This window comes from Winogradskyella echinorum, from assembly GCF_014297365.1.
Lineage (GTDB): Bacteria > Bacteroidota > Bacteroidia > Flavobacteriales > Flavobacteriaceae > Winogradskyella > Winogradskyella echinorum.
This window is the reverse complement of record NZ_JACOQD010000006.1, coordinates 91,082-116,825: the sequence shown is the minus strand read 5'-3', so window position 1 is coordinate 116,825 and position 25,744 is coordinate 91,082. Positions and strand designations below refer to the sequence as shown.

The 25,744-nt window shown below is 32.0% G+C and carries 26 protein-coding genes and 1 other RNA gene; 11 read left to right on the top strand and 16 right to left on the bottom strand.

What is annotated here, in order from left to right; genetic code table 11:
- Positions 1 to 3: 3 nt before the first annotated feature.
- Positions 4 to 2,193 (top strand): bifunctional alpha,alpha-trehalose-phosphate synthase (UDP-forming)/trehalose-phosphatase, encoded by a 2,190-nt coding sequence (locus tag H8K90_RS15560; RefSeq protein ID WP_186846914.1) that lies wholly within the window; start codon positions 4 to 6, stop codon positions 2,191 to 2,193.
- Positions 2,194 to 2,232: 39 nt separating this feature from the next.
- On the opposite strand, the gene H8K90_RS15555 is transcribed toward H8K90_RS15560, so the two are convergent.
- Both H8K90_RS15555 and H8K90_RS15550 read right to left on the bottom strand, forming a co-directional pair.
- On the bottom strand, positions 2,233 to 3,498 hold the full coding sequence (locus tag H8K90_RS15555) for a glucose-1-phosphate adenylyltransferase (RefSeq protein ID WP_186846913.1): 1,266 nt from the start codon (positions 3,496 to 3,498) through the stop codon (positions 2,233 to 2,235).
- Positions 3,499 to 3,553: 55 nt separating this feature from the next.
- Positions 3,554 to 4,957, bottom strand: a complete 1,404-nt coding sequence (locus H8K90_RS15550; protein WP_186846912.1) for a glycogen synthase — start codon at positions 4,955 to 4,957, stop codon at positions 3,554 to 3,556.
- A gap of 158 nt (positions 4,958 to 5,115) precedes the next feature.
- On the opposite strand from H8K90_RS15550, the gene msrB reads away from it, so the two are divergent.
- The 3 genes from msrB to H8K90_RS15535 all read left to right on the top strand — a co-directional run bounded on the left by msrB (position 5,116) and on the right by H8K90_RS15535 (position 6,544).
- On the top strand, positions 5,116 to 5,601 hold the full coding sequence (gene msrB, locus H8K90_RS15545) for a peptide-methionine (R)-S-oxide reductase MsrB (RefSeq protein WP_186846911.1): 486 nt from the start codon (positions 5,116 to 5,118) through the stop codon (positions 5,599 to 5,601).
- A gap of 109 nt (positions 5,602 to 5,710) precedes the next feature.
- The gene (locus tag H8K90_RS15540; RefSeq protein WP_186846910.1) at positions 5,711 to 5,971 is read left to right on the top strand and encodes a hypothetical protein; all 261 of its coding nucleotides are present in this window, start codon (positions 5,711 to 5,713) and stop codon (positions 5,969 to 5,971) included.
- A gap of 24 nt (positions 5,972 to 5,995) precedes the next feature.
- Complete coding sequence (locus H8K90_RS15535) at positions 5,996 to 6,544, top strand: DUF1572 family protein (protein ID WP_186846909.1); 549 nt, start codon at positions 5,996 to 5,998, stop codon at positions 6,542 to 6,544.
- Positions 6,545 to 6,556: 12 nt separating this feature from the next.
- Here the strand turns inward: H8K90_RS15535 and H8K90_RS15530 are convergent, their stop codons facing one another.
- The gene (locus H8K90_RS15530; RefSeq protein ID WP_186846908.1) at positions 6,557 to 7,852 is read right to left on the bottom strand and encodes a peroxiredoxin family protein; all 1,296 of its coding nucleotides are present in this window, start codon (positions 7,850 to 7,852) and stop codon (positions 6,557 to 6,559) included.
- 130 nt (positions 7,853 to 7,982) lie between these two features.
- On the opposite strand from H8K90_RS15530, the gene lpdA reads away from it, so the two are divergent.
- Positions 7,983 to 9,359 (top strand): dihydrolipoyl dehydrogenase, encoded by a 1,377-nt coding sequence (gene lpdA, locus H8K90_RS15525; protein ID WP_186846907.1) that lies wholly within the window; start codon positions 7,983 to 7,985, stop codon positions 9,357 to 9,359.
- 52 nt (positions 9,360 to 9,411) lie between these two features.
- On the opposite strand, the gene H8K90_RS15520 is transcribed toward lpdA, so the two are convergent.
- From H8K90_RS15520 to H8K90_RS15500, 5 genes are all read right to left on the bottom strand, one after another.
- Positions 9,412 to 9,945, bottom strand: a complete 534-nt coding sequence (locus H8K90_RS15520) for an outer membrane beta-barrel protein (protein WP_186846906.1) — start codon at positions 9,943 to 9,945, stop codon at positions 9,412 to 9,414.
- Between the two features lie 220 nt (positions 9,946 to 10,165).
- The gene (gene aroQ, locus H8K90_RS15515; protein WP_186846905.1) at positions 10,166 to 10,582 is read right to left on the bottom strand and encodes a type II 3-dehydroquinate dehydratase; all 417 of its coding nucleotides are present in this window, start codon (positions 10,580 to 10,582) and stop codon (positions 10,166 to 10,168) included.
- 77 nt (positions 10,583 to 10,659) lie between these two features.
- A complete protein-coding gene (locus H8K90_RS15510; RefSeq protein ID WP_186846904.1) occupies positions 10,660 to 11,205 on the bottom strand; it encodes a hypothetical protein in 546 nt (181 codons plus the stop codon).
- A 166-nt stretch (positions 11,206 to 11,371) separates the two neighbouring features.
- Complete coding sequence (locus H8K90_RS15505; protein WP_186846903.1) at positions 11,372 to 11,941, bottom strand: porin family protein; 570 nt, start codon at positions 11,939 to 11,941, stop codon at positions 11,372 to 11,374.
- Positions 11,942 to 12,093: 152 nt separating this feature from the next.
- Positions 12,094 to 12,618, bottom strand: a complete 525-nt coding sequence (locus tag H8K90_RS15500) for an outer membrane beta-barrel protein (protein WP_186846902.1) — start codon at positions 12,616 to 12,618, stop codon at positions 12,094 to 12,096.
- Between the two features lie 219 nt (positions 12,619 to 12,837).
- On the opposite strand from H8K90_RS15500, the gene xerA reads away from it, so the two are divergent.
- Positions 12,838 to 13,746, top strand: coding sequence for a site-specific tyrosine recombinase/integron integrase (xerA, locus tag H8K90_RS15495; RefSeq protein ID WP_186846901.1), 909 nt, complete (start codon positions 12,838 to 12,840; stop codon positions 13,744 to 13,746).
- A gap of 56 nt (positions 13,747 to 13,802) precedes the next feature.
- Here the strand turns inward: xerA and rny are convergent, their stop codons facing one another.
- From rny to H8K90_RS15475, 4 genes are all read right to left on the bottom strand, one after another.
- Positions 13,803 to 15,380 carry a ribonuclease Y gene (gene rny / locus H8K90_RS15490; protein ID WP_186846900.1) on the bottom strand — a complete coding sequence of 526 codons (1,578 nt, stop codon included), beginning with the start codon at positions 15,378 to 15,380 and terminating at the stop codon, positions 13,803 to 13,805.
- 131 nt (positions 15,381 to 15,511) lie between these two features.
- Positions 15,512 to 15,641: non-coding RNA, 6S RNA (gene ssrS / locus H8K90_RS15485), on the bottom strand.
- 57 nt (positions 15,642 to 15,698) lie between these two features.
- Complete coding sequence (locus H8K90_RS15480) at positions 15,699 to 15,986, bottom strand: cell division protein ZapA (protein ID WP_186846899.1); 288 nt, start codon at positions 15,984 to 15,986, stop codon at positions 15,699 to 15,701.
- Positions 15,987 to 16,005: 19 nt separating this feature from the next.
- Positions 16,006 to 16,296 carry a hypothetical protein gene (locus H8K90_RS15475; RefSeq protein WP_186846898.1) on the bottom strand — a complete coding sequence of 97 codons (291 nt, stop codon included), beginning with the start codon at positions 16,294 to 16,296 and terminating at the stop codon, positions 16,006 to 16,008.
- A gap of 177 nt (positions 16,297 to 16,473) precedes the next feature.
- On the opposite strand from H8K90_RS15475, the gene H8K90_RS15470 reads away from it, so the two are divergent.
- Together H8K90_RS15470 and H8K90_RS15465 are read left to right on the top strand one after the other, a co-directional pair.
- Positions 16,474 to 18,165 (top strand): M23 family metallopeptidase, encoded by a 1,692-nt coding sequence (locus tag H8K90_RS15470; RefSeq protein WP_186846947.1) that lies wholly within the window; start codon positions 16,474 to 16,476, stop codon positions 18,163 to 18,165.
- Between the two features lie 11 nt (positions 18,166 to 18,176).
- On the top strand, positions 18,177 to 20,642 hold the full coding sequence (locus H8K90_RS15465; RefSeq protein ID WP_186846897.1) for a TonB-dependent receptor: 2,466 nt from the start codon (positions 18,177 to 18,179) through the stop codon (positions 20,640 to 20,642).
- An 11-nt stretch (positions 20,643 to 20,653) separates the two neighbouring features.
- Here the strand turns inward: H8K90_RS15465 and H8K90_RS15460 are convergent, their stop codons facing one another.
- On the bottom strand, positions 20,654 to 21,799 hold the full coding sequence (locus H8K90_RS15460) for a cysteine desulfurase family protein (RefSeq protein WP_186846896.1): 1,146 nt from the start codon (positions 21,797 to 21,799) through the stop codon (positions 20,654 to 20,656).
- 35 nt (positions 21,800 to 21,834) lie between these two features.
- On the opposite strand from H8K90_RS15460, the gene H8K90_RS15455 reads away from it, so the two are divergent.
- Positions 21,835 to 22,821 (top strand): hypothetical protein, encoded by a 987-nt coding sequence (locus H8K90_RS15455; protein WP_186846895.1) that lies wholly within the window; start codon positions 21,835 to 21,837, stop codon positions 22,819 to 22,821.
- Here the strand turns inward: H8K90_RS15455 and H8K90_RS15450 are convergent.
- Entirely contained in the window at positions 22,818 to 23,375 is a 558-nt protein-coding gene (locus H8K90_RS15450; protein ID WP_186846894.1) for a Smr/MutS family protein, read from the bottom strand. The two genes, H8K90_RS15455 and H8K90_RS15450, sit on opposite strands and share 4 nt — an antisense overlap.
- Complete coding sequence (locus H8K90_RS15445) at positions 23,365 to 23,577, bottom strand: hypothetical protein (RefSeq protein ID WP_186846893.1); 213 nt, start codon at positions 23,575 to 23,577, stop codon at positions 23,365 to 23,367. Before H8K90_RS15445 ends, H8K90_RS15450 begins: the two co-directional genes overlap by 11 nt.
- Before the next feature lie 92 nt (positions 23,578 to 23,669).
- Here H8K90_RS15445 and H8K90_RS15440 point away from each other — a divergent pair, with 92 nt between their 5' ends.
- Positions 23,670 to 23,969, top strand: a complete 300-nt coding sequence (locus H8K90_RS15440; protein WP_246457826.1) for a DUF2752 domain-containing protein — start codon at positions 23,670 to 23,672, stop codon at positions 23,967 to 23,969.
- A 13-nt stretch (positions 23,970 to 23,982) separates the two neighbouring features.
- A complete protein-coding gene (locus H8K90_RS15435) occupies positions 23,983 to 24,345 on the top strand; it encodes a CCC motif membrane protein (protein WP_186846892.1) in 363 nt (120 codons plus the stop codon).
- A 69-nt stretch (positions 24,346 to 24,414) separates the two neighbouring features.
- On the opposite strand, the gene rocD is transcribed toward H8K90_RS15435, so the two are convergent.
- On the bottom strand, positions 24,415 to 25,692 hold the full coding sequence (rocD, locus tag H8K90_RS15430; RefSeq protein ID WP_186846891.1) for an ornithine--oxo-acid transaminase: 1,278 nt from the start codon (positions 25,690 to 25,692) through the stop codon (positions 24,415 to 24,417).
- Positions 25,693 to 25,744: the final 52 nt, after the last annotated feature.

Genomic DNA, 25,744 nt, shown 5'->3' with positions numbered 1-25,744 from the left:
TCTATGAATAAAACCATAATTGTTTCTAATCGGCTACCTCTTCAAGTATCAATTCAGAATAATTCCTTTAATGTTGTACCAAGTGTAGGCGGTTTGGCAACAGGCATGAAATCAGTACACGCAGAGGGCAACGGCATTTGGGTTGGTTGGTCTGGAATTCCTGAAAATAACTTAGATCCAGAGCTTTCCGACCAAATACAGTCTAAAATTAGAAATGAAAAATGTGTTTCTGTTCCACTTACCAATGAGGATATTGAGGAATATTATGAGGGTTTTAGTAATAGAGCGTTATGGCCATTGTTCCATTATTTTATGGAATACACAAACTTTGAACAAAAGGAATGGGAAGCTTATAAACGCGTAAATGAAAAATTTGCCGAAGTTGTTATTGAAAATTTAGAAGATGGCGATACGGTTTGGGTTCATGATTATCAATTGTTATTATTGCCGCAACTCATAAAAAACAAAAAACCAAATACTACTATTGGGTTCTTTTTACATATACCTTTTCCGTCTTACGAGATTTTTAGAACGTTTCCTTGGCGTGAAGAAATTTTAACAGGAATGCTAGGTGCAGATTTGTTAGGATTTCATACATACGACTACGAGCGTCATTTTTTAAGCTCAGTAAAGCGAATAATGCGCTTAGAAGTTCAGTTTAATGAAATCAGTTATCACGATAGAATAATTAAGGTGGATTCTTTCCCAATGGGAATTGATTATGACAAATTTTATAATGCCGCACTAGAGCACGACAATGATTCGAAAGAAAAGTCTGATTTAAGAAAACGGTTAGAAGAACATACCTCTGATGATAAAAAGTTGATTTTATCTATTGATAGAATGGACTACACAAAAGGAATTCCCAACAGAATCAAAGCGTTTGAGTATTTTTTAGACAATTACCCAGAATACAAGGAAAAAGTGAGGTTGGTAATGCTTGCTGTTCCGTCCCGTTCTAACGTTCCTCAATATCAAAAGTTGAAACGCGAAACTGACGAACTTGTTGGTAGAATAAACGGAAAGTTTGCCACAGTTAGCTGGACACCTATTTGGTATTTCTACAGGTCTATGCCATTTAATAATTTAATTGAATTATACACCTGCTCTGATGTAGCCTTAATAACACCAATACGAGATGGTATGAACTTAGTGGCCAAAGAATACGTTGCGACCAGAACAAAAGGCAATGGTGTTTTAATACTAAGTGAAATGGCTGGTGCTTCTAAAGAAATGAACGAAGCGCTTTTAATAAACCCAAATAGTTTTGAAGATTTTGCCGTTAGCCTAAAGCATGCCTTAACAATGCCTTTGGAAGAACAACAAACAAGAATAAAATTCTTGCAAAAGCGTTTAAAACGGTATGATGTTGAAAAATGGGCTGATGAGTTTTTAAAGGCGTTAGAAGATACCAAAAACTCTAAAAATGAAAATGTAACGAAAAAGCTCACTGAGGAATATGAAGCGGATTTAATTTCAACATTTAAAGAAAAAAACAAAAGACTGCTGCTTTTGGATTATGATGGAACACTTGTAGGTTTTAAGGACAATCCACAAGATGCTGAACCAGATGAGGCTTTATTTAATCTATTGGATAAGCTACAAGAGAAAACAACTTTGGTACTTATAAGTGGACGTGATAAAGATACTTTTCAGCGTTGGTTTGGGCACAAACCTTATAATTTAGTAACTGATCACGGAGTTTGGTTGTATAAAAACAAAGTGTGGGATGCTTTAGAACGCATAAAAACAGATTGGATGCAAAGCATAAGACCAATCTTGGAAACTTTTGTAGACAGAACACCGGGTACATTTATAGAAACGAAAAACTATTCTTTAGCTTGGCATTACAGAAAGGCCGACCCAGAGTTAGCTAAAATCCGTACCATAGAACTAAACACAGTACTTACAAGTATGGTTGCCAACAATGGCCTCTCAATTCTTAAAGGCAATAAAGTTATAGAAATAAAGAGCAGTAATGTTAATAAAGGACGCGTTGTAAGTCGTCTCCTAACCCAAGACAATTATGATTTTGTTAGCATTTTTGGCGATGACTGGACAGACGAATATATGTTTGAAGAAGCACCAGATTGGGCTTACACCATAAAAGTTGGCTTCACTAAAACAAAAGCAAAATATCAAATACAAGATACTGCAAAAGTCCGAGAACTTTTACAGCAACTCATCCAATAATATTATCTTAAAAAATCAGAGATTAATAAATCTTTGTGTTTATATAATCGTTCCGTGAGGAATTACAGCATCCTTTTTTACGACTACAATTCCATCTTTTATAACATATTGATCGGTTTCTGTGTCTTCTAGATGCTTGCCTCCATTAATTCTAACATCATCCCCAATTCTACAGTTTTTATCTAAAATGGTATTTTTAATGAAACAACGCTCTCCTATTCCCATTAAAACACCGATCTTTTTAGATTCAATATCCTCTAAAGATTCGTAGGTATCACTACCCATCATATAAGTGTTAATGACTGTAGTTTCTTTACCTATACGAGATCTTATACCAATAACAGATTTTTCAATAGTTGCTGCTTGTATTATACACCCTTCTGCAATAACAGCTTTGTTTAATGTTGTACCAGAAACTTTTGATGTTGGTAAGATACGTGCATTGGTATAAACTCTATTATTTAAGTCGAATAAATTGAATTGAGGTATATCATCCGTTAAGCCTAAGTTAGCTTCAAAAAATGAATCTATATTACCTATATCTGTCCAGTAACCCTCAAAAGGATAGCTTATAACCTTTAGCTTATCTATATTTTGAGGAATAATTTCTTTACCAAAATCTACCGTGCTTTCATCATTCATCAATTCAACAAGTAAGTCTTTATTAAAGATATAGATACCTGTAGAGCCTAGGTACTCTCTACCTTGTTGTTTCATTTCAACGCTAACCTCAGACTTCCAATCTACAATAACATCTGCTGATGGTTTTTCTATAAAAGATGTAATTCTATTTTCATCATCAGTTTTTAAAATTCCGAAAGACGTACCATCTTTAGCATTAACAGGATAAGTTCCTACAGAAATATCTGCATTGGCTTCGATGTGAGCTTCAATCATTTTGTTGTAATCCATTTGATACAACTGGTCACCAGAAAGTATTAAAGCATATTCAAATTCATGTTGAAGAAAATGATGCATACTCTGCCTCACAGCATCTGCCGTTCCTTGAAACCATTTATCACTCTTAATGGTTTGCTCTGCTGCTAGCACATCCACAAATGCAGAGCTAAAAAAACTAAAATGATAGGTGTTTTTTATATGTCTATTTAATGATGCCGAATTAAACTGCGTTAAAACGTACATTCTTTTAATATCTGAATTGATACAGTTAGAAATTGGTATATCTACCAATCTATATTTACCTGCAATTGGTACCGCTGGCTTTGATCTATCTGCAGTTAGAGGATATAAACGAGAACCTTGGCCGCCACCAAGTATAATTGACAATACTTCATTGTTTATCATAGCTTTGTTTAGTTTAGTTAATATATTAGTTCATTTCTGTATAATTCAGTATCGATTATGTAATTAAATTATATAAATTTATATATGCTTTTGCTGAGACTTTCCAAGAGTGGTCAATACTCATTATATGCTTTCTATTTGCTTTAAATTCTTTTTGCTTTTTATAAAAGTCTTTTGCTCTACTAATTGCAACAACAATATCTTGTACTGATACTTCATTATGGCAAATACCAAAACCATTATCTCCTATATCTATAACTGTATCTTTTAATCCACCAATACGTCTTACAATTGGTACTGTTCCATATCTTAATGAATACATTTGGTTTAAGCCACAAGGCTCTACACGAGATGGCATTAATAAAAAATCAGCACCTGCATAAATAATATGCGATAGTTTTTCGTCATAGCCAATAAATGCATTATAACTACCAGAATGCCTGGCTACTAATCCAGATAATTCTTTTTCAGTTTGTTCATGTCCTGAACCTAATACAATCACCGATATATCTTTAGTACTCAATGCATAATCTAAGGCATAAGGTAAAAGTTCTGCGCCTTTTTCACCTACTAATCGACCAATAAATGCAAACAATGGTTTGCTTTCGTCTAAATTAAACTCATTGCACAACCATTTTTTATTAGCCTTTTTGCCAGATTCTACCGTAGATTTTCTATAATTTTTAAGTATATATTTATCAGTTTCCGGGTTCCAGACCTCAGAGTCTATACCGTTTAAAATCCCTATAGCTTTAGAGCTTTCATGAGACAAAAGTGACTCTAAACCATTAGCATTATATTTTAATTCTTCCATATAACTTGGTGATACGGTTGTAACACGCCAAGCACATTTTATTGCTGCTGCCAATGGATTAATCATATCATCCCAAAGTAAAAGTCCAACTTTTTCAATATTAAATCTTGGGATTTTATAGATATTATCATAAGGCATCCAACCTTGGTATTGCGCATTATGTATTGTGGTAATAACAGGAATTTTATTTAAAGATTCGTACTTATAACTTTCTTGAGCCATAAAAGGTATTAAACCTGTATGGTGATCATGAGAATGAATATAATTTGGCTTCTCTTTTAAAGTTAATATCCAATCTAATGCTGCAATTTGAAAGGCTAAAAATCGATTAATATCGTTTTCTGTATATACATTTTCGCTGTAAAGTAATTCTTCTATGTGTACAAAATAAACATCAAACTCTAAAACAGAACCTTTAATTTTTAAAATTTCAAAATCGATGTCGTCATTTCCCAATTTTACTTTAGACTGATAAATTGAAGTAAATTTATGAGCTTGGGTAAATTTATTGTTATAAAATGGCATTATAACAGAACTATTAGCTCCTATCTCATTTTGGTACTTTGGCAATGCGCCTACAACATCAGCCAAACCACCTACTTTTGCTATTGGATAACATTCTGCACTAATATGTATAATTTTCATTGACATTACCTACTTGTTGTTGTTAAATTTAACAATAAAAAAATCAAAGACATATTATAATAAGAAGAATATTACTCAAAATAAAAATGAAATCGATTTCGTAATTATTAAAACTCCAATACGACCAATTTAAAAATAAAACTTCGTAAATTTAAGACATGAAAAAGATAGCATTATTAACTTTAATTGGTTTGTTTCTTAGCTGTAATAGCTCAGCTCAAAAAACAGAAACCAAAGAAAAAGAAACTTTTACAGTTACTAAAACTGAAGCCGAATGGAAAGCACAACTAACTGAAAAACAATACTATGTTTTAAGGGAAGCAGGAACTGAACGACCATTTTCTAGCCCATTGAATAAAAATTACAAAAAAGGAGTTTACCATTGTGCGGCATGTGATACACCTTTATTTAAAAGTGAACACAAATTTGATTCTGGTACAGGCTGGCCAAGTTTTGATAGAGAAATTAAAGGTAATGTAGCTTACGGTACAGACACCAAGTTAGGATACAGTAGAGATGAAGAACATTGTGCTACTTGCGGAGGTCACTTAGGGCATGTATTCAATGATGGGCCAAAAGAAACTACTGGTAAGCGTCATTGTATTAACGGTGTAGCTTTAAAATTTGTACCAAGTAAGGAGTAAACATAATCCTTTAATTTAGATTCATTTATTTTTATAACTTAAGTAATTAGCACATAATTTTACTTAGTACATTTTTTATTAACCCTTACAATACAAATTTCTAACCCTTATGAAAACTAATTTGAACACTATTAAATCTGAAATAGATAACTATGTGGCATCATCTAAATTAACCGAATTACAAGTTGTAGAAAAACTTAAAGACCATTACTTCAATAAAAAAGTAAACGAAAATTTAAAGCTCTATAAGAAAGGAAAGAAAAAAGTCAGCGAGATTACAAGAGACTTAAAGATTTCTCCACGTAAATTCTATGCCTTATTAAAAAAGAAAAACATAGAACATAAGACTTATAACAAAACAAAATCTTAACCACTCAGAGACATATTTCAAAGTATGAAAAACTCTTACCTTAATAGTAGCATAAAACAATTTCAATACTATAAATCTCTTGGTGATAAAACAATTGATCAACTTACCTTAGAAGAATTAAAAAAAGAATTTGTAAAAGATTCTAACTCTATTTCTATAATAGTAAAGCACCTTGTTGGTAATATGCTCAGTCGCTGGACAAACTTTTTAACTGAAGATGGTGAAAAAGAATGGCGAAATCGCGATGAAGAATTTAGAGATACATTCAATTCTAAACAAAAACTAATTGATGATTGGAACAAAGGATGGAATTGTCTCTTTGAAGCTTTAAACCAAGTTGAAGATTTAGAACAAATTATCTACATAAGAAACCAAGGCCATACAGTTACAGAAGCTATTAACAGGCAAATGATGCACTATGCATATCATGTAGGGCAAATTGTATTTATAGGTAAATTGGTAAAAGGTGCTGATTGGAAATCACTTTCAATTGCAAAAGGAAAATCTAAAGCTTATAACAATGATAAGTTCTCAAAAGATAAAAGTAGAACACATTTTACGGAAGACCTTTAACTAGACTTTTAACTAGACTTTTAAGGTGTTAGTTTCTAACTTTTCTTTTAATATTGCTTCTACCTCTTCAGCACTTGGATCTACGGCTAGAATCTCTCCAGATTTATCAATAAGGAACATTCCTCCTCCTCCATTCATAACATTATACTTTTCCCAAATTTTATTTTTTTTGTCTAATTCAATAAGGTTTAACCATGGCCATTGTTCTTTAGCCATAAATTCACTGTAAGCATCCAAATTTTTATGCTCACCTGCAACTCCTAAAATTTCAAAGCCTTTATCCTTATATTTTTCATATATAGGACGTATCAATCGAGAGCGCGCTATACAAGGTCCGCACCACGTTGCCCATAAATCTAGAAGTACAATATCATTAGCCTCCACTATTGGTTTCAATTCGTAAGATATGCCATTAATATCAGGTGCAGAAAAATTAATATATTGGCCACCAGACTTCAATTCTGTATAACCAATCCATAAATTTTCACCTAATTTAGTATATGGATGATTAGGATAAACTTTTTTTAAATCATTTAAAGCTAGTATAACTTTTTCTTTCGGAACTTTATTGTATTCTAAACCCATTATATCATCTATTAAGAGAGAATATGATACAATACTTGGATTCTTCTTTATGTAGTTATATTTACTTATCAAATACTTATTTTGAGCAATATCAACTAGAGAATCAATTTGCTTGCCTAAATCACTTCTATGTAAATTATTTTTTTTTAGGTCGTTCATCTCTTTATATATAACAACATTTTGCTCGTGTGTATTACTACTCTTTAATTTTTTGACAACTCTATTATACGCCCTTGAGTTCATTTTATCGTAAGAAATACTATCAAACATTTTATAAACCTTATCAAGGTTTTTTTGGTAAGGTTTCGAAATATTATTGAAAAAGTAACTATACTCAAAATTTAATTTACCACCAATTAATTTATTTTCACTAAACTCTTCCATTGAGTGTAGTGTTATACGAATAGTATCTTTTTCAGAAAAAAAACGCATTGGCATCCAACCTCCATCATCATGTTCTTCTTTAAAAATTAAATCATACGCTTCAATTGTATCTGTTTTAAATTCATAATAAAATTCCCAATTATAAATTGGTATTTTAGCAATTGTTTCACTTCTGGCGTCACCAATAGATTTAACCAGCAATAGTGTATCACTATCTCTTCCGATAACACAACCTTTTAAAACAGTTTTGTCTAACCCAGTATTTTTTTCATTTGAATCATTATTGCACGAAAAAAATGTGCAAACAATAAGAATTAAAATAAGAGGGTTGATTTTCATAATTCAAGTTGGTTTTAGATACTAAAATATAACTTTTCAAATAAGACTTTAGTATCGCTTAATTAAAATTTAATATTCAAATTCGATTTCGTAAATTCGTAGCTTCAAAATTCAACTAAAAAACTTACGCATGAGTAAATACGATATTATAGTTTTAGGAAGTGGTCCTGGTGGATATGTTGCAGCAATTAGAGCTTCGCAATTAGGTTTTAAAACAGCCATTATAGAAAAAGAAAGTTTAGGAGGTATTTGCCTAAATTGGGGTTGTATACCTACTAAAGCACTTTTAAAGTCTGCTCAAGTTTTTGAATATCTTAAGCATGCTGAAGATTACGGACTAAAAGTTAAAGATGCCGAACACGATTTTGATGCTGTCGTAAAGCGTAGTCGTGGTGTTGCGGACGGCATGAGTAATGGTGTTAAATTTTTAATGAAAAAGAATAAAATCGACGTCATTGAAGGTTACGGTACTATTAAAACCGGAAAGAAAGTAGATGTTGATGGTACAGAATATTCTGCGGATCATATTATAATAGCAACTGGTGCTCGCTCTAGAGAATTACCAAGCTTACCACAAGATGGTAAAAAAGTAATTGGTTATAGACAAGCAATGAACTTGGACAAACAACCTAAAAAATTAATTGTTGTTGGTTCTGGAGCTATCGGTGTAGAGTTTGCTTATTTCTATAACTCAATGGGCACTGAAGTTACCATCGTAGAATATTTAGATAAAATTGTACCTGTAGAAGATAACGAAGTCTCTAAACAATTAGAGCGTAGCTTTAAGAAAAGCGGCATTAAAATAATGACATCTGCTGAAGTGACTTCTGTTGACACTTCTGGTAAAGGTGTGAAGGCTACTGTAAAAACTAAAAAAGGTGAAGAAATATTAGAAGCAGATATTGTACTTTCTGCTGTTGGTATTAAATCTAATATTGAAAATATAGGTCTAGAAAATGTTGGTATCGCTGTAGATAGAGACAAAATTCTAGTAAACGATTACTATCAAACAAATATTCCTGGTTACTACGCGATTGGCGATGTTACTCCAGGACAAGCACTAGCACATGTTGCTTCAGCTGAAGCTATTCTTTGCGTAGAAAAAATTGCAGGTCAGCATGTAGAAGCCTTAGATTATGGTAATATTCCTGGTTGTACTTATTGTACACCAGAAATTGCCTCTGTTGGTTTAACGGAAGAACAAGCAAAAGCGCAAGGCTTAGATGTAAAGATTGGTAAATTTCCATTCTCTGCTTCTGGTAAGGCAAGTGCTGGTGGAAATAAGGAAGGGTTTGTAAAAGTAATTTTTGATGCTAAATACGGAGAATGGTTAGGTTGCCATATGATTGGAGCTGGTGTAACTGATATGATTGCTGAAGCAGTTTTAGGTCGTAAATTAGAGACTACAGGACACGAAGTTTTAAAAGCAGTGCATCCTCACCCAACCATGAGTGAAGCTGTAATGGAAGCTGTTGCTGCTGCCTATGATGAAGTTATACATCTTTAAGATAGAAGAAAATTAAAAAATGCGATTCAGAAATGAATCGCATTTTTTATGTTTAGAATTTATAACCAACTCCAAAACTTATGGTTCTTTTTTTGCCAAACATTGGAGATTCTCCATAGCGGCCAATTGAAAACTGATCTGTAAAACCATGATTATAACGTACTTCTATAAACCAATGCTTATTAATATTGTATTGCATCCCAAATATAAATGAACCGCCAAATTCTTTATCTTTAGCATTATAGTTATCATAACTATCAAAGGAATAAATAAGTTCTGTTCCTCCGTAAAATTCAAATTTATCTGAAATTTTATATTTCAAAAGTAGTGGCACCTCTATTAAACCTCGTCGCGAATAATTTGTTTCTAACCTTATTCCGAGTCGTTCTGAAAAATTGGTTTCAACAAATAAGCCTGCATAAAGTTGAAAATTATTATAACCACTATAATCAGTGGAAATATCCCAATTACTATAACCATGTCTAATTCCGAAATCGAACATAGAACTATTTAAATCAGAAGAATCTTGTGCAGCTGTAATAGAAATTGCACAAATTAGTAATGTAGTAAAGCATAATTTTCTCATAATTGATTGATTGTTAGAAATTAATAAGCACAAACCTACTCTGGTAAGTTGTTAATTAATCCTAACTAAATCACAATCAAAATGAAAGAGAACGTTAATCTCTTGTGAAAAGACTTAATTTTTTATGACAAATTCTCTTTAACAAATTTTTTCAAACAAAGAGGACTATATAAAAGTAACAGTGAGAATTCCTTCCCTCTGGGAAGGTTAGGATAGGCTTTTATAGAAAACTCTGAATAGCTAATTCATAGCTTTGTAAACCAAAACCTAAAATTACTCCTTTGGCATTAGGGGAAATGTAAGATTGATGCCTAAACTCTTCTCTTGAAAACGTATTTGAAATATGAACTTCTACAACTGGTGTTTCAATAGCTTTTATCGCATCACCAATACCAACAGAAGTATGTGTATATGCTGCTGCGTTTAATATTATACCATCATAAGAATAACCAACCTCTTGTATTTTATCTATGAGTTCACCTTCTATATTAGACTGATAATGTTCTAAAGTAACGTTAGAGTATTTTTTAACCACAGTTTCAAAAAACTCAGTAAACGTTAAATTACCGTATATATTAGTTTCTCGTTTACCTAAGAGATTTATGTTAGGACCATTGATGATGATAAGTTTTTTCATAAGGTAAATATATAAATTCTAAGCATAAAAAAACCGAAGCAGTTGCTTCGGTTTTAATAAATATTTTAAAATCAATACTAGAAATGTAAAGCGAAACCAACATTGAATTGTAATACACCTTCATCAGTATAATCTTCATTTAAAGATAAGTTGTATCTTAAACCTGGCTCAATTGAAATATTATTACTAACAAACCAAGCATAACCAGCACCTAAACCTAACCATAATGGTGTTTCATCACCATAAACATCTTCACCAGAAGCACCAGTTAAATCTACTGTTACAGGAATCATACTATTTACATAATACTTAGCACCAAAACGGTAAGAAAAGCTGCTTGCTGCATCACCTTCATCCGGGCTAAATCCACCGTAACCTAAACCAGCTTTAATTGCTAAGTCATCCATAATAAAATAACCTCCATCTAAACCGATGTTGTACTCTGAAGATCCATCGCTAGAAGCAAAATAAATACCTGTAGTACCTAACATAGCATTACCTGTATTAGCCTCGATTAACCATTTTCCTTTTGATGTTTGTCCGCCATTAGAATCGTCATCTTGTGCGTTTACATTTGTAAATCCGAAGACTGCTACAGCAGCCATAAGTAATAATTTTTTCATTTTTAAGTTTATATTTTAAATTAATTTGGTCGACAAATGTATGTTTTAGATTTATAGTACAATTCTATTTTATGTTAAAATTAACAGTATTTCATCGATAAATTAAGTTATTTAAACAGATAAAGAGGTGATTCACCTCTTTATCAAACTGTTATAAAAATATCATTTAGAATCTATATCCTAAACCTATCTGAAAGTAATTAAATTTAGCTTTTACATTAAAATCTTCAAAATCTTCTAAATCGCCATCCAATCTATCTGAAAGTCCAAATGCATATCTTGCGTCAATAAAAACATTTTCATCAATATCATAAGACATACCAAGAGCAATACCTAATCCTAATCGTTTTAATCCTTCAGAATCCTCTTCATTTAATAAGTAATCTAATTGCGGACCAGCCAATAAACCAAACTTTTCATTTGCTTTATATTTAAATAATACTGGTACGAGTAAAACTCCAGTGCTTTCACCATCTTGACTATAGTTACCAAAATGTAACTCTGGTTGTAAGTTTATTTTTTCTGACAAACTAAATTCACCGAAAGCTCCTATATAAAAGCCTGACACATCCTCTGAGGCAGAAGTACCATCCACAGAAACACTTAAGATGGTAGATGAGTAACCAGCCTTAATACCAAATTTTGGCTCAGAAGTTGCCATAGAACTATCGTCTTGAGCATTTACGTTAATAAAGGCTATAAAAGCTACAGCGATTGACAAGAATATTTTTTTCATGTTTATATTTTTAATTTGATTATAAGATCAAATGTAAATCTTAACTCATAATATTTACATAATAAGTTGTTAAATATTATACTATAAAGTCTATATTATATAAATAAAAAAAGAGGCAAAATTGCCTCTTTTAAATTATATATGTCTATAGTTTAGAATCTATATCCAACACCAGCACTAAATCCAGAAATTTTAAAAGACGCATCTTCATCACCAGTATAATGATCATTTAATTGAAAACCATATCGTGCTTGTACAAAAAGTTCCTCACTAATATTGTATCCAGCACCTATAGCTAACTGTAAATTTAATTTTGTTCCGTCATCATCAAAATCGTCAATCGCGTCTCCAACATCACCTCCAATAAATCCTATTTGTGGACCTAATTGAATATTAAATTCCTCAGAAACATTGTACTTAGCAATAGCATTAAGTCCAATTATAGAAACGTCACCTGCGATAGTGTAAGTTAATTCAGGTTGAATAGCAAACTGATCAGAAACTTCTAACTCAGCAAAAACACCTAAATGAAAACCTGTTTCAGAATCTGATGCATCAAAACCACCAGCTTCAGCTTTTGCTGTTAACATTGATAATCCTCCTAAAGCACCAAAAGATTGTGCATTTACACTTGCAAAAGCAAATACTGCAAATGCAGCTAAAAATAATTTTTTCATAATTAATTAAGTTTTAAAATTGATTACTACAAACTAAAGCCTTTTTTTTGAAATAATAAAGTTTCTAGACCTAGTTATTAACAATTTTACAAACAATCTGTTTTAAATATTTGATTTTCAATAATTTACAAAATTTTTTATTAACAATTTTATATCTAAACACGATGAACTGCATAGTATTTTCATCAAAAATAACGTTATAAATCCCTATTTTTAAGCATGAAATGGCAACAAGCAATATTAGATTACAAGCATTATCTACAAATTGAACGTGGTTTATCTAACAATTCTATAGAAAACTATTGTTATGATATAAAAAAGCTCATTCAATACCTTGAAGAAAACACAATAAATATTTCGCCTATTTCTATTGACAATGAGATTGTTAAACAATTTATATATTCTGTTTCTAAATCTATAAATGCGAGATCGCAAGCCAGACTAATCTCTGGACTTCGAAATTTTTTTGATTATTTAATTTTTGAAAATTATCGAAAAACTAATCCTCTAGATTTAATTGAATCACCTCGATTGGGAAGAAAACTACCAGACGTTTTATCTATTGAGGATATTGACAACTTAATAAATACAATTGACCTCAGTTACCAATACAATGGTGTTAATCTCGGAGAACGTAATAGAGCAATTATAGAAACCTTATACAGTTGTGGCCTAAGAGTTAGTGAGCTTATAGAACTAAAAATTTCAGACTTATTTTTTGACGAAGGTTTTATTAAAGTAACTGGTAAAGGTGATAAACAGCGTTTTGTTCCTATTGGTCCATCAACACAGAAGTTTATAAATATATGGATTGATATTAGAAATCATATAGATACTCAACCCAATTCTAAGGATATTTTATTTTTAAACTACAAAGGTAAAAAGCTAACACGTGCAATGATTTTTACAATTATAAAAAAGTTAGTAGAGAAGGCTGGCTTAAATAAAAATGTATCTCCACATACATTTAGACATTCATTTGCTACTCATCTTTTAGAAAATGGTGCAGATCTTAGAGCTATACAAATGATGCTTGGTCATGAGAGTATTACTACTACCGAAATCTACATGCATGTAGATAGATCTCATTTAAGTGATGTACTTAATAAGTACCATCCTAGAAAATAAAAAAGGTAATCAATGTCTCGATTACCTTTTTAGAAATATTTGAGTTAGTTAGTAATTTATTTTGCAATATTAACTGCTCTAGTTTCTCTAATTACAGTGACTTTAACCTGTCCAGGATATGTCATATCAGTTTGTATTTTCTGAGAAATCTCAAACGATAAACTAGCAGCTTTATCATCAGATACTTTTTCACTTTCTACAATAACACGTAGTTCTCTACCAGCTTGTATCGCATAAGCTTTCTTTACGCCAGTAAAGCCAAATGCTACATCTTCTAAATCTTTAAGACGTTGTATATAAGAATCTAATACTTGACGTCTTGCTCCAGGTCTTGCACCAGAAATAGCATCACAAACCTGAATGATTGGCGATAATAAGGTAGTCATTTCTATCTCATCGTGGTGAGCACCTATGGCATTACAAACTTCTGGTTTTTCACCATGCTTTTCTGCCCATTGCATACCTAATATAGCGTGAGGTGTTTCTACATCTGTTTCAGAAGATGGCACTTTACCTATATCGTGCAATAAACCAGCGCGTTTTGCTAATTTTGGATTTAATCCTAATTCTGCAGCCATTACTCCACAAAGTTTTGCAACTTCACGAGAGTGTTGTAATAAGTTTTGCCCATATGAAGATCTATATTTCATACGACCAACCATCTTAATTAATTCTGGGTGCAATCCATGAATTCCTAAATCGATAACGGTACGTTTTCCAACTTCTATGATTTCTTGTTCAATTTGCTTTTGTGTCTTTCTTACAACTTCTTCAATTCGTGCAGGATGTATTCTTCCATCTGTAACTAACTTATGTAATGATAAACGAGCAATCTCACGTCTCACAGAATCGAAACAAGATAAAATTATAGCTTCTGGTGTATCATCTACAATAATTTCTACTCCAGTTGCAGCTTCTATTGCTCTAATATTTCTTCCTTCTCTACCAATTATTCTACCCTTAACATCATCAGATTCTATATTAAAAACAGACACACAGTTATCTACAGCTTCTTCTGTACCGATACGCTGAATTGTATTTATTATAATTTTTTTAGCTTCTTGTTGAGCCGTTAATTTAGCTTCTTCAATATGATCTTGGATAAAGGCCATAGCATCGGTTTTAGCCTCTTCTTTAAGTGATGCTACTAATTGTTCCTTTGCTTCTTCAGCAGATAATGAAGAAATAACTTCTAATTGTTTTATTTGGCTTTTATGTGCCTTTTCTAATTCTTCTTTCTTTTTTTCTACAAACTCAAGTCTAAATTCGTAGTCTTTTATTTTAGATTCTAAAGATTGATTAGCTTTCTTTGATTTTGATAATTCATTAGAAATTTGAGACTCTTTATCTCTAATTCTTTTTTCGGCTTCAGCCATTTTTTTATCGCGAGATAAAATGACTTTTTCGTGCTCTGCTTTTAACTCTATAAATTTTTCTTTTGCTTGAAGTATTTTATCCTTTTTTATAGACTCAGCATCTAATTTAGCCTGTTTCAAAATTGAATTAGACTCATTTTCTGCATTAGATATTAGTTTTGACGCATTACCTTTTGCTAATGATTTTGCTATAATATATCCTAGTATTAGTCCTAATACTACTCCCCCAACAATGTATAAAATTGTGTTAGTGTCCATGTTTGTTGTTTAGTTTTAGTTGTTTTGACTTATAATCAAAAAGTTCTCAATTTAAAATTGAGATATGTACAATTCATTTAAAATTAAAATTGTACTAAAAAAAAAGCCTACATCAGTTATCGGTTTTGTATAAACTCCTTAAAAACAAGTTTAGGGCTAACAAGCTGATCAAAAATCTGTCTAAGATACCGAAACAAGTTCGGCACTAACAGCACGATTTTACAACTTCAACTCACCCTTTTTAAAGAATTAACGTTGAGTTTATCAAAAAATGTAACTAATGTAGGCAGTAACCTTATATTTTAAAGAACGTACGAGTTAAATATGCTGATTTAAAAGTTCATTTAAAGCTTCTAACTTCTCTTGGACCTCTTCATTAACATACTCTTTATCTATTGACTTTTGCTCTACTTGAGCTGCAAACTGCAAAGCACACATAGCTAATACATCTTGCTTATCTCTTACAGAATAATTCTGCTCAAATTGCCCAATCATGGCCTCAATTTTTTTTGTGGCTTTACGTAAACCTTCTTCTTGGCTTGGGTTAATTGTTAATGGATAAACCCTATTTGCAATTGAAAGCTTAATTTTTAATTGTTCTGGCATTTAATCTAAATTTACAACATTATTCTGAGAGTTGCCCTATACAATGGTCAATATCTCTAATAAGTGCATTTATTTTGAGCTTCGTTTCTCGTTTATTTTCGTCACTACCAAGCATTGAATTTGCCATTTTGAGTGTATCATACCTTTCTACCCAAGATTCTATTTCCTCTTGCTGTTCAAGTAGCTTTTGTTGCTGCTCCTCTAATTGTTTAGAAAGTTTAGCATTGGTTTGATTTAAAACCTCTTGCTTATGTAAAATCTTACTGATTTTATTTTCTAAAGCATCAACAATGTCTTCTATTTTACTCATTAAAGTAATTCAATACTATTGAAACAAAGTTAACATACCTAATGAAAAAATACAATTCTTTTACAATTATTTTTAATGAGCATAACATCAAAAGAATTAAACCGTTACAAAAATAATACTGTTTTATCATTTGCATATCGCTATCAAATTAATATTTTAGCTACAATTGTCCATTGTATGAAAAAATTTTTGCTCCTATTCCTTGTGTCGTGCTCTATGTATTCACAATCAGAATATCCTCAAGACTATTTTAGAAATCCTTTAGATATTACCATGGTGCTTTCTGGCACATTTGCAGAGTTACGGTCTGCGCATTTTCACGGAGGTTTAGATATAAAAACACAGCGAAGAGAAGGTTTAAAGGTTTATGCTTCGGCTGAAGGTTATATTAGCCGAATAAAAATTTCTCATTTTGGGTATGGAAAAGCGATATATATAACACACCCAAATGGTTATACTACGGTTTATGGACATTTACAGAAGTTTTCAAAACGTTTAGAAGACTACATAAAACAATGTCAGTACGATAAGGAAAGTTTTGAGGTTGAAGTATTTCCAAATTCAGAAGAACTTATTATTCAACCTAATGAGGTAATTGCTTATTCTGGTAATACAGGAGGTTCTGGTGGACCACATTTACATTTTGAGATTAGAGACAACCAAGAACGACCTATGAATCCGATGCTATTTGGTATGGATGTAAAAGATACCAAAGCCCCTTTTGTGTCTGCTGTATATGCGTATCCTAAGGATGAAAATGCATTAATTAATGGTAAAAACGAACGTGTGGCACTACGTTTAATTCCACAGAAAACTGGTGATTATGAGGTTGAAAAAATTTCAGCATACGGCAATATTGGTTTTGGTGTCACTTCTTATGATAAGCAAGATTTAGCGCCAAATAATAATGGAGTAAGTAATATTCAAACCTTTTTTAATGGCAATAAAAGTCTAGAAATAGATTTTAAGCGTTTTAGTTTTTCTGAATCTAAGCATATAAAAAGACTAATTGATTACGAGTATTTTAAGACAAAAAAATCTAGAATTCAGAAGTTATTTATTGAAAAAAACAACCCTTTAAGTCTTTATAAAGATGCAGATGATAATGGCTACGTTAGAGTTGAGGATAGTACGTCTTCAGTTTATAAGATTAGAATACGAGATTTTAAACAAAATGAAACTTGGGTAACGATACCTGTTAAAGGGAAGTACGAAACTGCAGAAAAGGAAATTGAAGACGAAGACTTTTCTAACAAATCATTGGTTTACAGCGATAAAGCCACAACCTTAAGTTCTGGTAACATAAAAGTTAACTTTTATGACAATACCTTATATGAAGATGCTTTTATTGATTTTAAAGTTACTTCGGATACTTTACATCTGCATAAAGACAACATTCCACTGCAAAAGAATTTTTATATCAATTATGATTTAAGTAACTACAAGTCTGAGCATCAGGATAAAATATTTATTGCAAAATTATACGGCAATTATAAAAAACCTTACTATGTTTCAACCAAACGAAAAGGTAATATTCTTAGCGCTGGCAGTAAAGAATTTGGCACCTATACTTTAGCTATAGATACTGTTGCACCAACAATTACACCTATTAACTTTCAAGATAAAAAATGGTTAAGCAAATACCGTTATTTAAAAGTAAAAATTGAAGATGAAATGTCTGGTATTAGTAAATACAGAGCTACAGTGAATGGTAAATGGATTTTAATGGAGTACGATTATAAAACTAACACTTTAGTACACGATTTTAACGATAATATCGTTAAGGATACCAAGAACGAATTAAAAATAATTGTAACAGATAATGTTGGAAATAGTTCTACATTTGAAGCAATATTTTATAGAAAATAAAACTAAACTATTTGAAACGCTTACATTTTATCGTCCTACTTAGCTTACTTTTTAGTTTGCTTTCCTTTTCGCAATCTGCTATTATTAGAGGTGTTATTTTAGATGAAGCCAACAAACCTATAGAAAATGTAAATATAAAAGCGAGTACTGGCGAAGGTACGGCCACCAATGAAAACGGATTTTATGAACTTACAATTCCTTCTGGAGTAGAAGTCATTGTTAAATTTACTCATGTTTCACATGGTCTTATTGAGCAGAGATTTAATCTTAAAAATGGCCAAGAGTTAGAATACAATCCTGTTATGCTCATTGAAGTAGAGCAAATTGCCACAGTAGTAATAAATACTAATACTCGGCAATCTGTAGATGGAGTCACTTCTATTTCTCCTCAAATGATAAGAACCATTAAAGGCGCCCAACCTGGTGTTGAAAATATTCTAAAAACCTTACCTGGTGTAAACATTTCTAACGAACTAAGTACCCAATATTCTGTTAGAGGAGGAAATTTTGATGAAAACTTGGTGTATGTGAACGAAATTGAAGTGTATAGACCCTTTTTAATTCGCTCTGGTAACCAAGAAGGATTAAGTTTTGTAAATACAGATTTAGTACAAAATGTAGATTTTTCTGCTGGTGGATTTCAAGCTAAATATGGAGATAAGTTATCTTCTGTATTAGATATTACGTATAGAAACCCAGTAGATTTTGGTATTAGAACAGATTTAAGCCTTTTGGGTGGAAGTGTTGCAGCCGAAACCGTTTCTAAAGATGGTAAGTTTTCAGGCATTGCAGGCGTACGCTACAGAGACAATAGTTTAATACTAAATAACCTAGAAACCGAAGGTAATGTAGAACCTGTTTTTGCGGATGCTCAAACCTATTTAACGTATCGCTTTTCTAGTAAATTTCATCTTAATTTTTTGGGGAACATTTCGTTAAACAAATACAACTTTCAACCTGAAAACAGGCAAACCAATTTTGGAACGTTACAAGAACCAGTTGCGCTTTTAGTTTTTTATGATGGACAAGAAAAAGATGAGTATCAAACCTATTTTGGAGCTTTTAAGACCAATTACTTTGTCAACGAAGATTTAACACTTAAACTTATTGCTTCAGCTTATCATACAACAGAGCAAGAGTACTTCGATATTTTTGCTCAATATCGTTTAGGCGAAGTAAATACAAATATTGGAGATGAGAATTTAGGTGAAGTAGAATTTAGTGAAGGCATTGGTTCTCAATTAACTCATGCTCGCAATGATTTAGACGCCTTAATCGTTAATGCAGAGCATAGAGGAGATTACACTATTGATGATGAAAGTACGGTTGAATGGTCCGTAAAGTATACACACGAAGATATTAGAGATCGACTTGTAGAGTATGAGGTTATTGATTCTGCAGGTTTTTCAATTAGACCACCAAATTTTAGTCAGCCTAATCTTCAACCTTACGAGCCTTTTTCTGGTCCTTTAACAGCTTTTGAAAATATTAGAGCTTTAAACAAAGTACAAATAGATCGCTTACAAGCTTTTGTACAGTACAGTAAACGTACAGAATGGGACAACAACGAAGTGTTTTATAATGTAGGCGTACGTGCGCATAGCTGGACAGTAAATGGAGATGCTATCGAAAGTAACTCACAGACAGTATTTAGTCCTAGAGCTCAATTTGCTATAAAACCAGATTGGGAAAAAGATATGCTATTTAGAGTTGCTGGTGGATTGTATTACCAACCACCATTTTACAGAGAATTAAGAGATTCTTCAGGTGCAGTACAACCTAATGTAAAAGCGCAAAAATCATTTCATATTGTATTAGGAAACGAATACAGTTTCGAGATATGGGATAGACCTTTTAAATTAGTTACTGAAGCATATTACAAAGGCCTATCTGATGTAAATCCTTATACGCTCGAAAATGTAAGAATAAGATACAGAGCAGACAATAATGCTGAAGCTTATGCCTACGGTTTAGATTTGCGGCTTAATGGTGAATTTGTACCTGGAACTGAATCATGGTTTAGTTTTGGTTATTTAAAAACTGAAGAGAATATTAATAATCGTGGCTACATTGCCAGACCAACCGACCAACGCTTAAAGTTTGGTGCCTTGTTTCAGGATTATGTACCAAATATGCCAGATTTAAAAATGTATTTAAACTTGGTTTATAATACAGGTGTACCAGGTGGTTCTCCAAGCTATGCAGATCCTTACGATTATCAAATACGTTTACGTGATTATAGACGTGCAGATTTGGGTGTTTCATTACAATTAGTAAATCCTGAAAAAACCTATAATTCTAAATGGAAAAAAGCATTAAGAGAACTGTCTATCGGTTTCGAAATCTACAACATGTTTAACAACCAAAACTCTATTACCAATACTTGGGTGAGAGATGTTTATACAAAACGCCAATTCGCTATTCCTAATTACTTAACGCCTCGTGTGTTTAATTTAAGATTGTCGGCTAGGTTTTAATTGTGAAGTGATTAAGAATTAACAAATTCCTTTAATACAGAAACCACATAATCTAATTCGTCTTTTTTATTAAAAATACTAAATGAAAAGCGTACAGATGGTTTACTCAACATACTCTCATCTAAGATAGCAGTTAATACATGTGAATTTTGCGAACTACCACTTTGGCAAGCACTTCCTTTAGAACAAGCAATACCTTTTAAATCGAGTTGAAATTGTAACATCGGTGCTTTTTCTGGTGCTATAGGTAAACATATATTTACCAAAGTATAGGTGCTATTTACTTCATCTTCGCAACCACCATTAAAACCAACATTTGGAATATAAGCTTTTAATTGCTGAATGAAATAAGCTTTTAAATCTGAAACATATTTCTTTTCTGTTTCAAGATTAGCGTAAGCTATTTTAAGCGCTTCATCCATTCCTACAATATTATGAATAGACTCAGTACCAGCCCTATAACCCCTCTCTTGCTCGCCTCCAAAAATTAAAGGTTTTAGACCAGATTCTTTTCTTACAAAGCAAAATCCAACACCTTTGGGTCCATGAAATTTATGAGCACTTGCTGCCATAAAATCTATAGCAATTTCTTTTAAATCAATTTTGTAATGCCCAACCGATTGTACCATATCACTATGAAACAAAGCATTATGCGTTTTACAAAGTTGAGCTACTTTTTCAATATCTAAAATATTACCAACCTCATTATTTATATGCATTAAACTAACTACAGCCTTTTTAGATGACTGCAAAAGTTCTTCTAAATGTGTATAGTTTATTAAGCCACAATCATCTAAATCCACATATTTTAACTCTACACCATATTCTGTTTGCAATTGCTCTGCTGTATGTAAAACAGCATGATGTTCAATTCTAGAAGTAATAATCTCAGTAATTCCTCTATCTCTAACGACACTTCTTAAAGCTAAGTTATCGGCTTCTGTACCACCCGAAGTAAAAATAATTTCGGCAGCGGACACATTAAAGTATGAGGCAATATTTTTACGACATTGCTCTAAAAGTGCTTTAGATGAGCGCCCAAAACTGTGTGTTGATGATGCATTACCATAATTCTCCTGTAGAACATTGGTTATGCGTTCTATCACCTCTGGACGTAAAGCCGTCGTCGCGGCATTATCTAAATATACTGAGTTCATAATGCAAAAATATTGTAAATAAAATTATTTAGTTAATGCTACGTTATAATTTTACAAATCCTTTATTTTTGTTTAAAATTGAATCTATGATGCGTCAAATTTATATCCTACTTTGTTTAGTCTTTTTAGTTGCTTGTGATGATGGTGATATTATTACAGTGGACTTAGAATTTGACAAGGAACTTAATTATTGTGACAACAATATAGACTCATTTTTAATTTTCGATTTACGTGAAGATCCTAATGAATCTTTATCTGTAATTATTCCTCGAAGTACAAATCAAGAATTTCCTTACACGGAACCTACACCTGCTGATACACCTCATGAATATACTATTAATGGATCGACCAACCGTTTCATTTATAGAACATATAATCGTGCTGTTGGGACTAATGAATTATGCGAAGCTATTGCACCTGGTACTCTAAATATTATTGATGACCACGAGGCTGAATCTGGAACTATTTATGTAACCGTAAATGTTGACGATGATGATGAAGACGGTATACCAAGTGATATAGAAGGACGTGGCGAAATGGATGAAAACGGTAATTATCCAAATGCTGAAGATTTTGACGGAGATGGAATACCTAATTACCAAGATGAAGATGATGATAATGACAACGTATTAACAAAGTTTGAAACTGGAGAAATTGATGATGAGGGTAATCCTACTTTAGACACTGATGGTGATTTAATACTAGATTATTTGGATATTGATGATGATGGTGATGGAATTAACACCATACTAGAAGATGAAAATGGAGATAAAAATCCTCGAAATGACCAAAATACTAATGCCGAAGACATGGTAATTGCGCATTATTTAAACCCGTTAGAGACAACAGTTTATGATTCACCAGGTTTATTAGAAACCAATGAATACACCAGAACAATAACTGCCAGTTTTTTTATTACAAATTTTAACCTAGACATTTTATCATCACCTCAATTGGATTTAGGAATTTTAACTTATTCAATTAACATAGAATTAGAAGAAGAAGAAGAAGAAGAAGACTAAGCCTCAACATTCTGAAAAATTCTTACTTCAGTAGCACCAAGTCCATAGGTTTTATAGTCTGCATCGTAAAATTTAATATTATTATAGCGACCAAAAAGAGTTTCTAGTTCTTGTTTAAGCACTCCTTCGCCTACTCCATGGATAAATACAATTTTAGGAATACGCTTTTTAATTGCAAATTCTAACTGCCGTCTTGCTGTATCAAGTTGTAGATTAAGCATATCGTAATTAGACATGCCTCTTGTAGATTCTGTTAAGTGGTGAATATGTAAATCGACTTCAAATTTAGGTGCGTGTCGCTCTTTTGGTTTAACTGCAATTGTTGGCTTTCTTTTTTTACTTTCTTTTTCTTTTTTTACAGCTTCTATATCAGAATTGTAAATGGCATTATCTATTGTATACTCATTAACCGAATGCATAAGTTCGTTGGCTTCAAACTGAAATTCGAAACCATCAGCATCTTCAATAGTAATTGTATTTTCAGAAATCTTTGTTACTATTCCAGAGATGGCATCATCTATAGCTTCAACTGCGTCACCAAGTTTAATCTTCATCTTCTGTCTTTATAAAAGTCTCTTCTTCTTGCTTATCATACTTACTAGGAATGTTCCTAGAGGTTCTGTAAATTCCTAACATTAATAAAACTATTCCTCCCATTAACAAATAGGTGTTTTGTTGTTTTTGTGCCTGAGCATATAATGCTACAACTCCACCTGCTACAATACACACAAAGTTTATAATTCTAGAAATATTCATAGTTATACAATTAAATATTTTACAAAAATACGGTTTACAATAATTTACTAGTGTAATTATAAAAGTATTTAGCAAATACTTAATTTAGCACCATGCAATTACTAATGAGTGGTATAGAAGATTACATGTTACCTTGTCTAAATAAAACATTTTTAGGCTTTGAGTGTATGGGTTGTGGACTACAACGGTCTATAGTTTTACTTATTAAAGGGCAGTTTGTAGATGCATTTATTATGTATCCTGCTATATATCCTATGCTATTTCTGTTTGTTTTTCTTATTTTTGACAGGTTTACCACCATAAAGCATGGTGAAAAAGCAAAACTAATCTTAGCAGCTTTAACGCTTTTAGTTGCTGTTACCAGTTATATAATAAAAATGTTTGTCCACTAAATAACCTAATTTCATGCAAAAACTTAATACAACACTCGTAATCATTTTATCTATTTTAGGAATAGTATGTTGCTGCGTCTATGGTATAGGAACTATTTCTGCAATTATAGCTATTGTAATTGCTAATAAAGAACTTAAAAAATACAATGAAAGCCCTGAAACATACAGCAATGGTTCTGCTATGAAAAGTGCTAGAACATTTTCAATTATTTCTTTAATTATATCGTTTATTGGATTGGCCTTTATTATTTGGGTACTTGTTAACCCTTGCTTATTCTTTGATTGGTATATAGGAATGTTTGAAGATAACCCTAATGTTCCGGCTGAATCTATGGAACAAATTTACCAAGCAGCTAGAGATGCTGGATGTAGATAATATTAAAAATTACACATTAAAAAAATACCACTCGATCAAGTGGTATTTTTTTTAATTCAAATTATTTTTTTATTCAAATTCCTTTAGAGTCTTAATTATTATAGACACACAATCTAATAATTGTTCTTCATTCATTACTAAAGGTGGTGCAAAACGTATAATATTTCCGTGAGTTGGTTTTGCTAACAAGCCATTATCTCGTAAACGCATACAGATATTCCAAGCCGTTTCACTTTCCTCTGTATCATTTATTAAAATAGCATTTAAAAGCCCTTTTCCTCTAATTCCACTCACAACAGTTGTAGTTTCTATAAACTTTGACAATTCTGCTCTAAATAATTCTCCTAATTTTTGTGCATTATCTGCTAATTCTTCATCTTTAATGACTTCTAAAGCGGCTATGCCAACAGCTGCAGCAATAGGGTTTCCGCCAAAAGTACTTCCATGATTTCCTGGTTTTATAACATTCATAATGTTATCGTTAGCCAAAACAGCAGATACAGGATATGCGCCGCCACTTAATGCTTTACCTAATATTAAAATATCGGCTTTCACTTCTGGAGTACCAGAACAATGTTTTTCTGCACAATTACAATTGCCACAAGTTGCTAATAAACGACCTGTTCTACCAATACCCGTTTGTACTTCATCTGCAATAAATAATACATTATACTTTTCGCACAAAGCTTTTGCCTTTGCCAAATAACCATCACTTGGCACATAAACTCCAGCTTCACCTTGAATTGGCTCTACTAAGAAACCTGCGACATTAGAATTCGCTTTTAATGTATCTTCTAAAGCTTCTAAATTATCATATTCAATTTTAATAAATCCATTAGTATATGGCCCAAAGTTTTTACGAGCAACAGGATCGTTACTAAACGAAATTATAGTTGTTGTTCTTCCATGGAAGTTATTTTCACAAACCACAATTTCAGCTTCATTTTCATCAATTCCTTTTACTTCATAAGCCCATTTTCTACAGAGTTTTAAAGCAGTTTCCACGGCCTCAGCTCCAGTATTCATTGGTAATAATTTGTCATAATGAAACGTTTCCGTAGCATACTTTTCAAACTTACCGAGCATATCATTATAAAAAGCTCTCGAAGTAAGCGTTAAAGTCTGAGCTTGGTTGGTCATAGCACCAACAATTTTTGGATGACAATGTCCTTGATTTACTGCTGAGTATGCAGATAAAAAATCGTAATACTTTTTACCTTCTACATCCCAAACATACACACCTTCTCCTCTACTCAGTACTACTGGTAATGGATGGTAATTGTGCGCACCATACTTGTTTTCTAAATCGATCGCTTGTTGCGAAGTTAATTGGTCTAAAACAGCCATTTTAATTTGTTTTAAATTAATAAAATAACCATTCCTTATCTACCTTTATCCT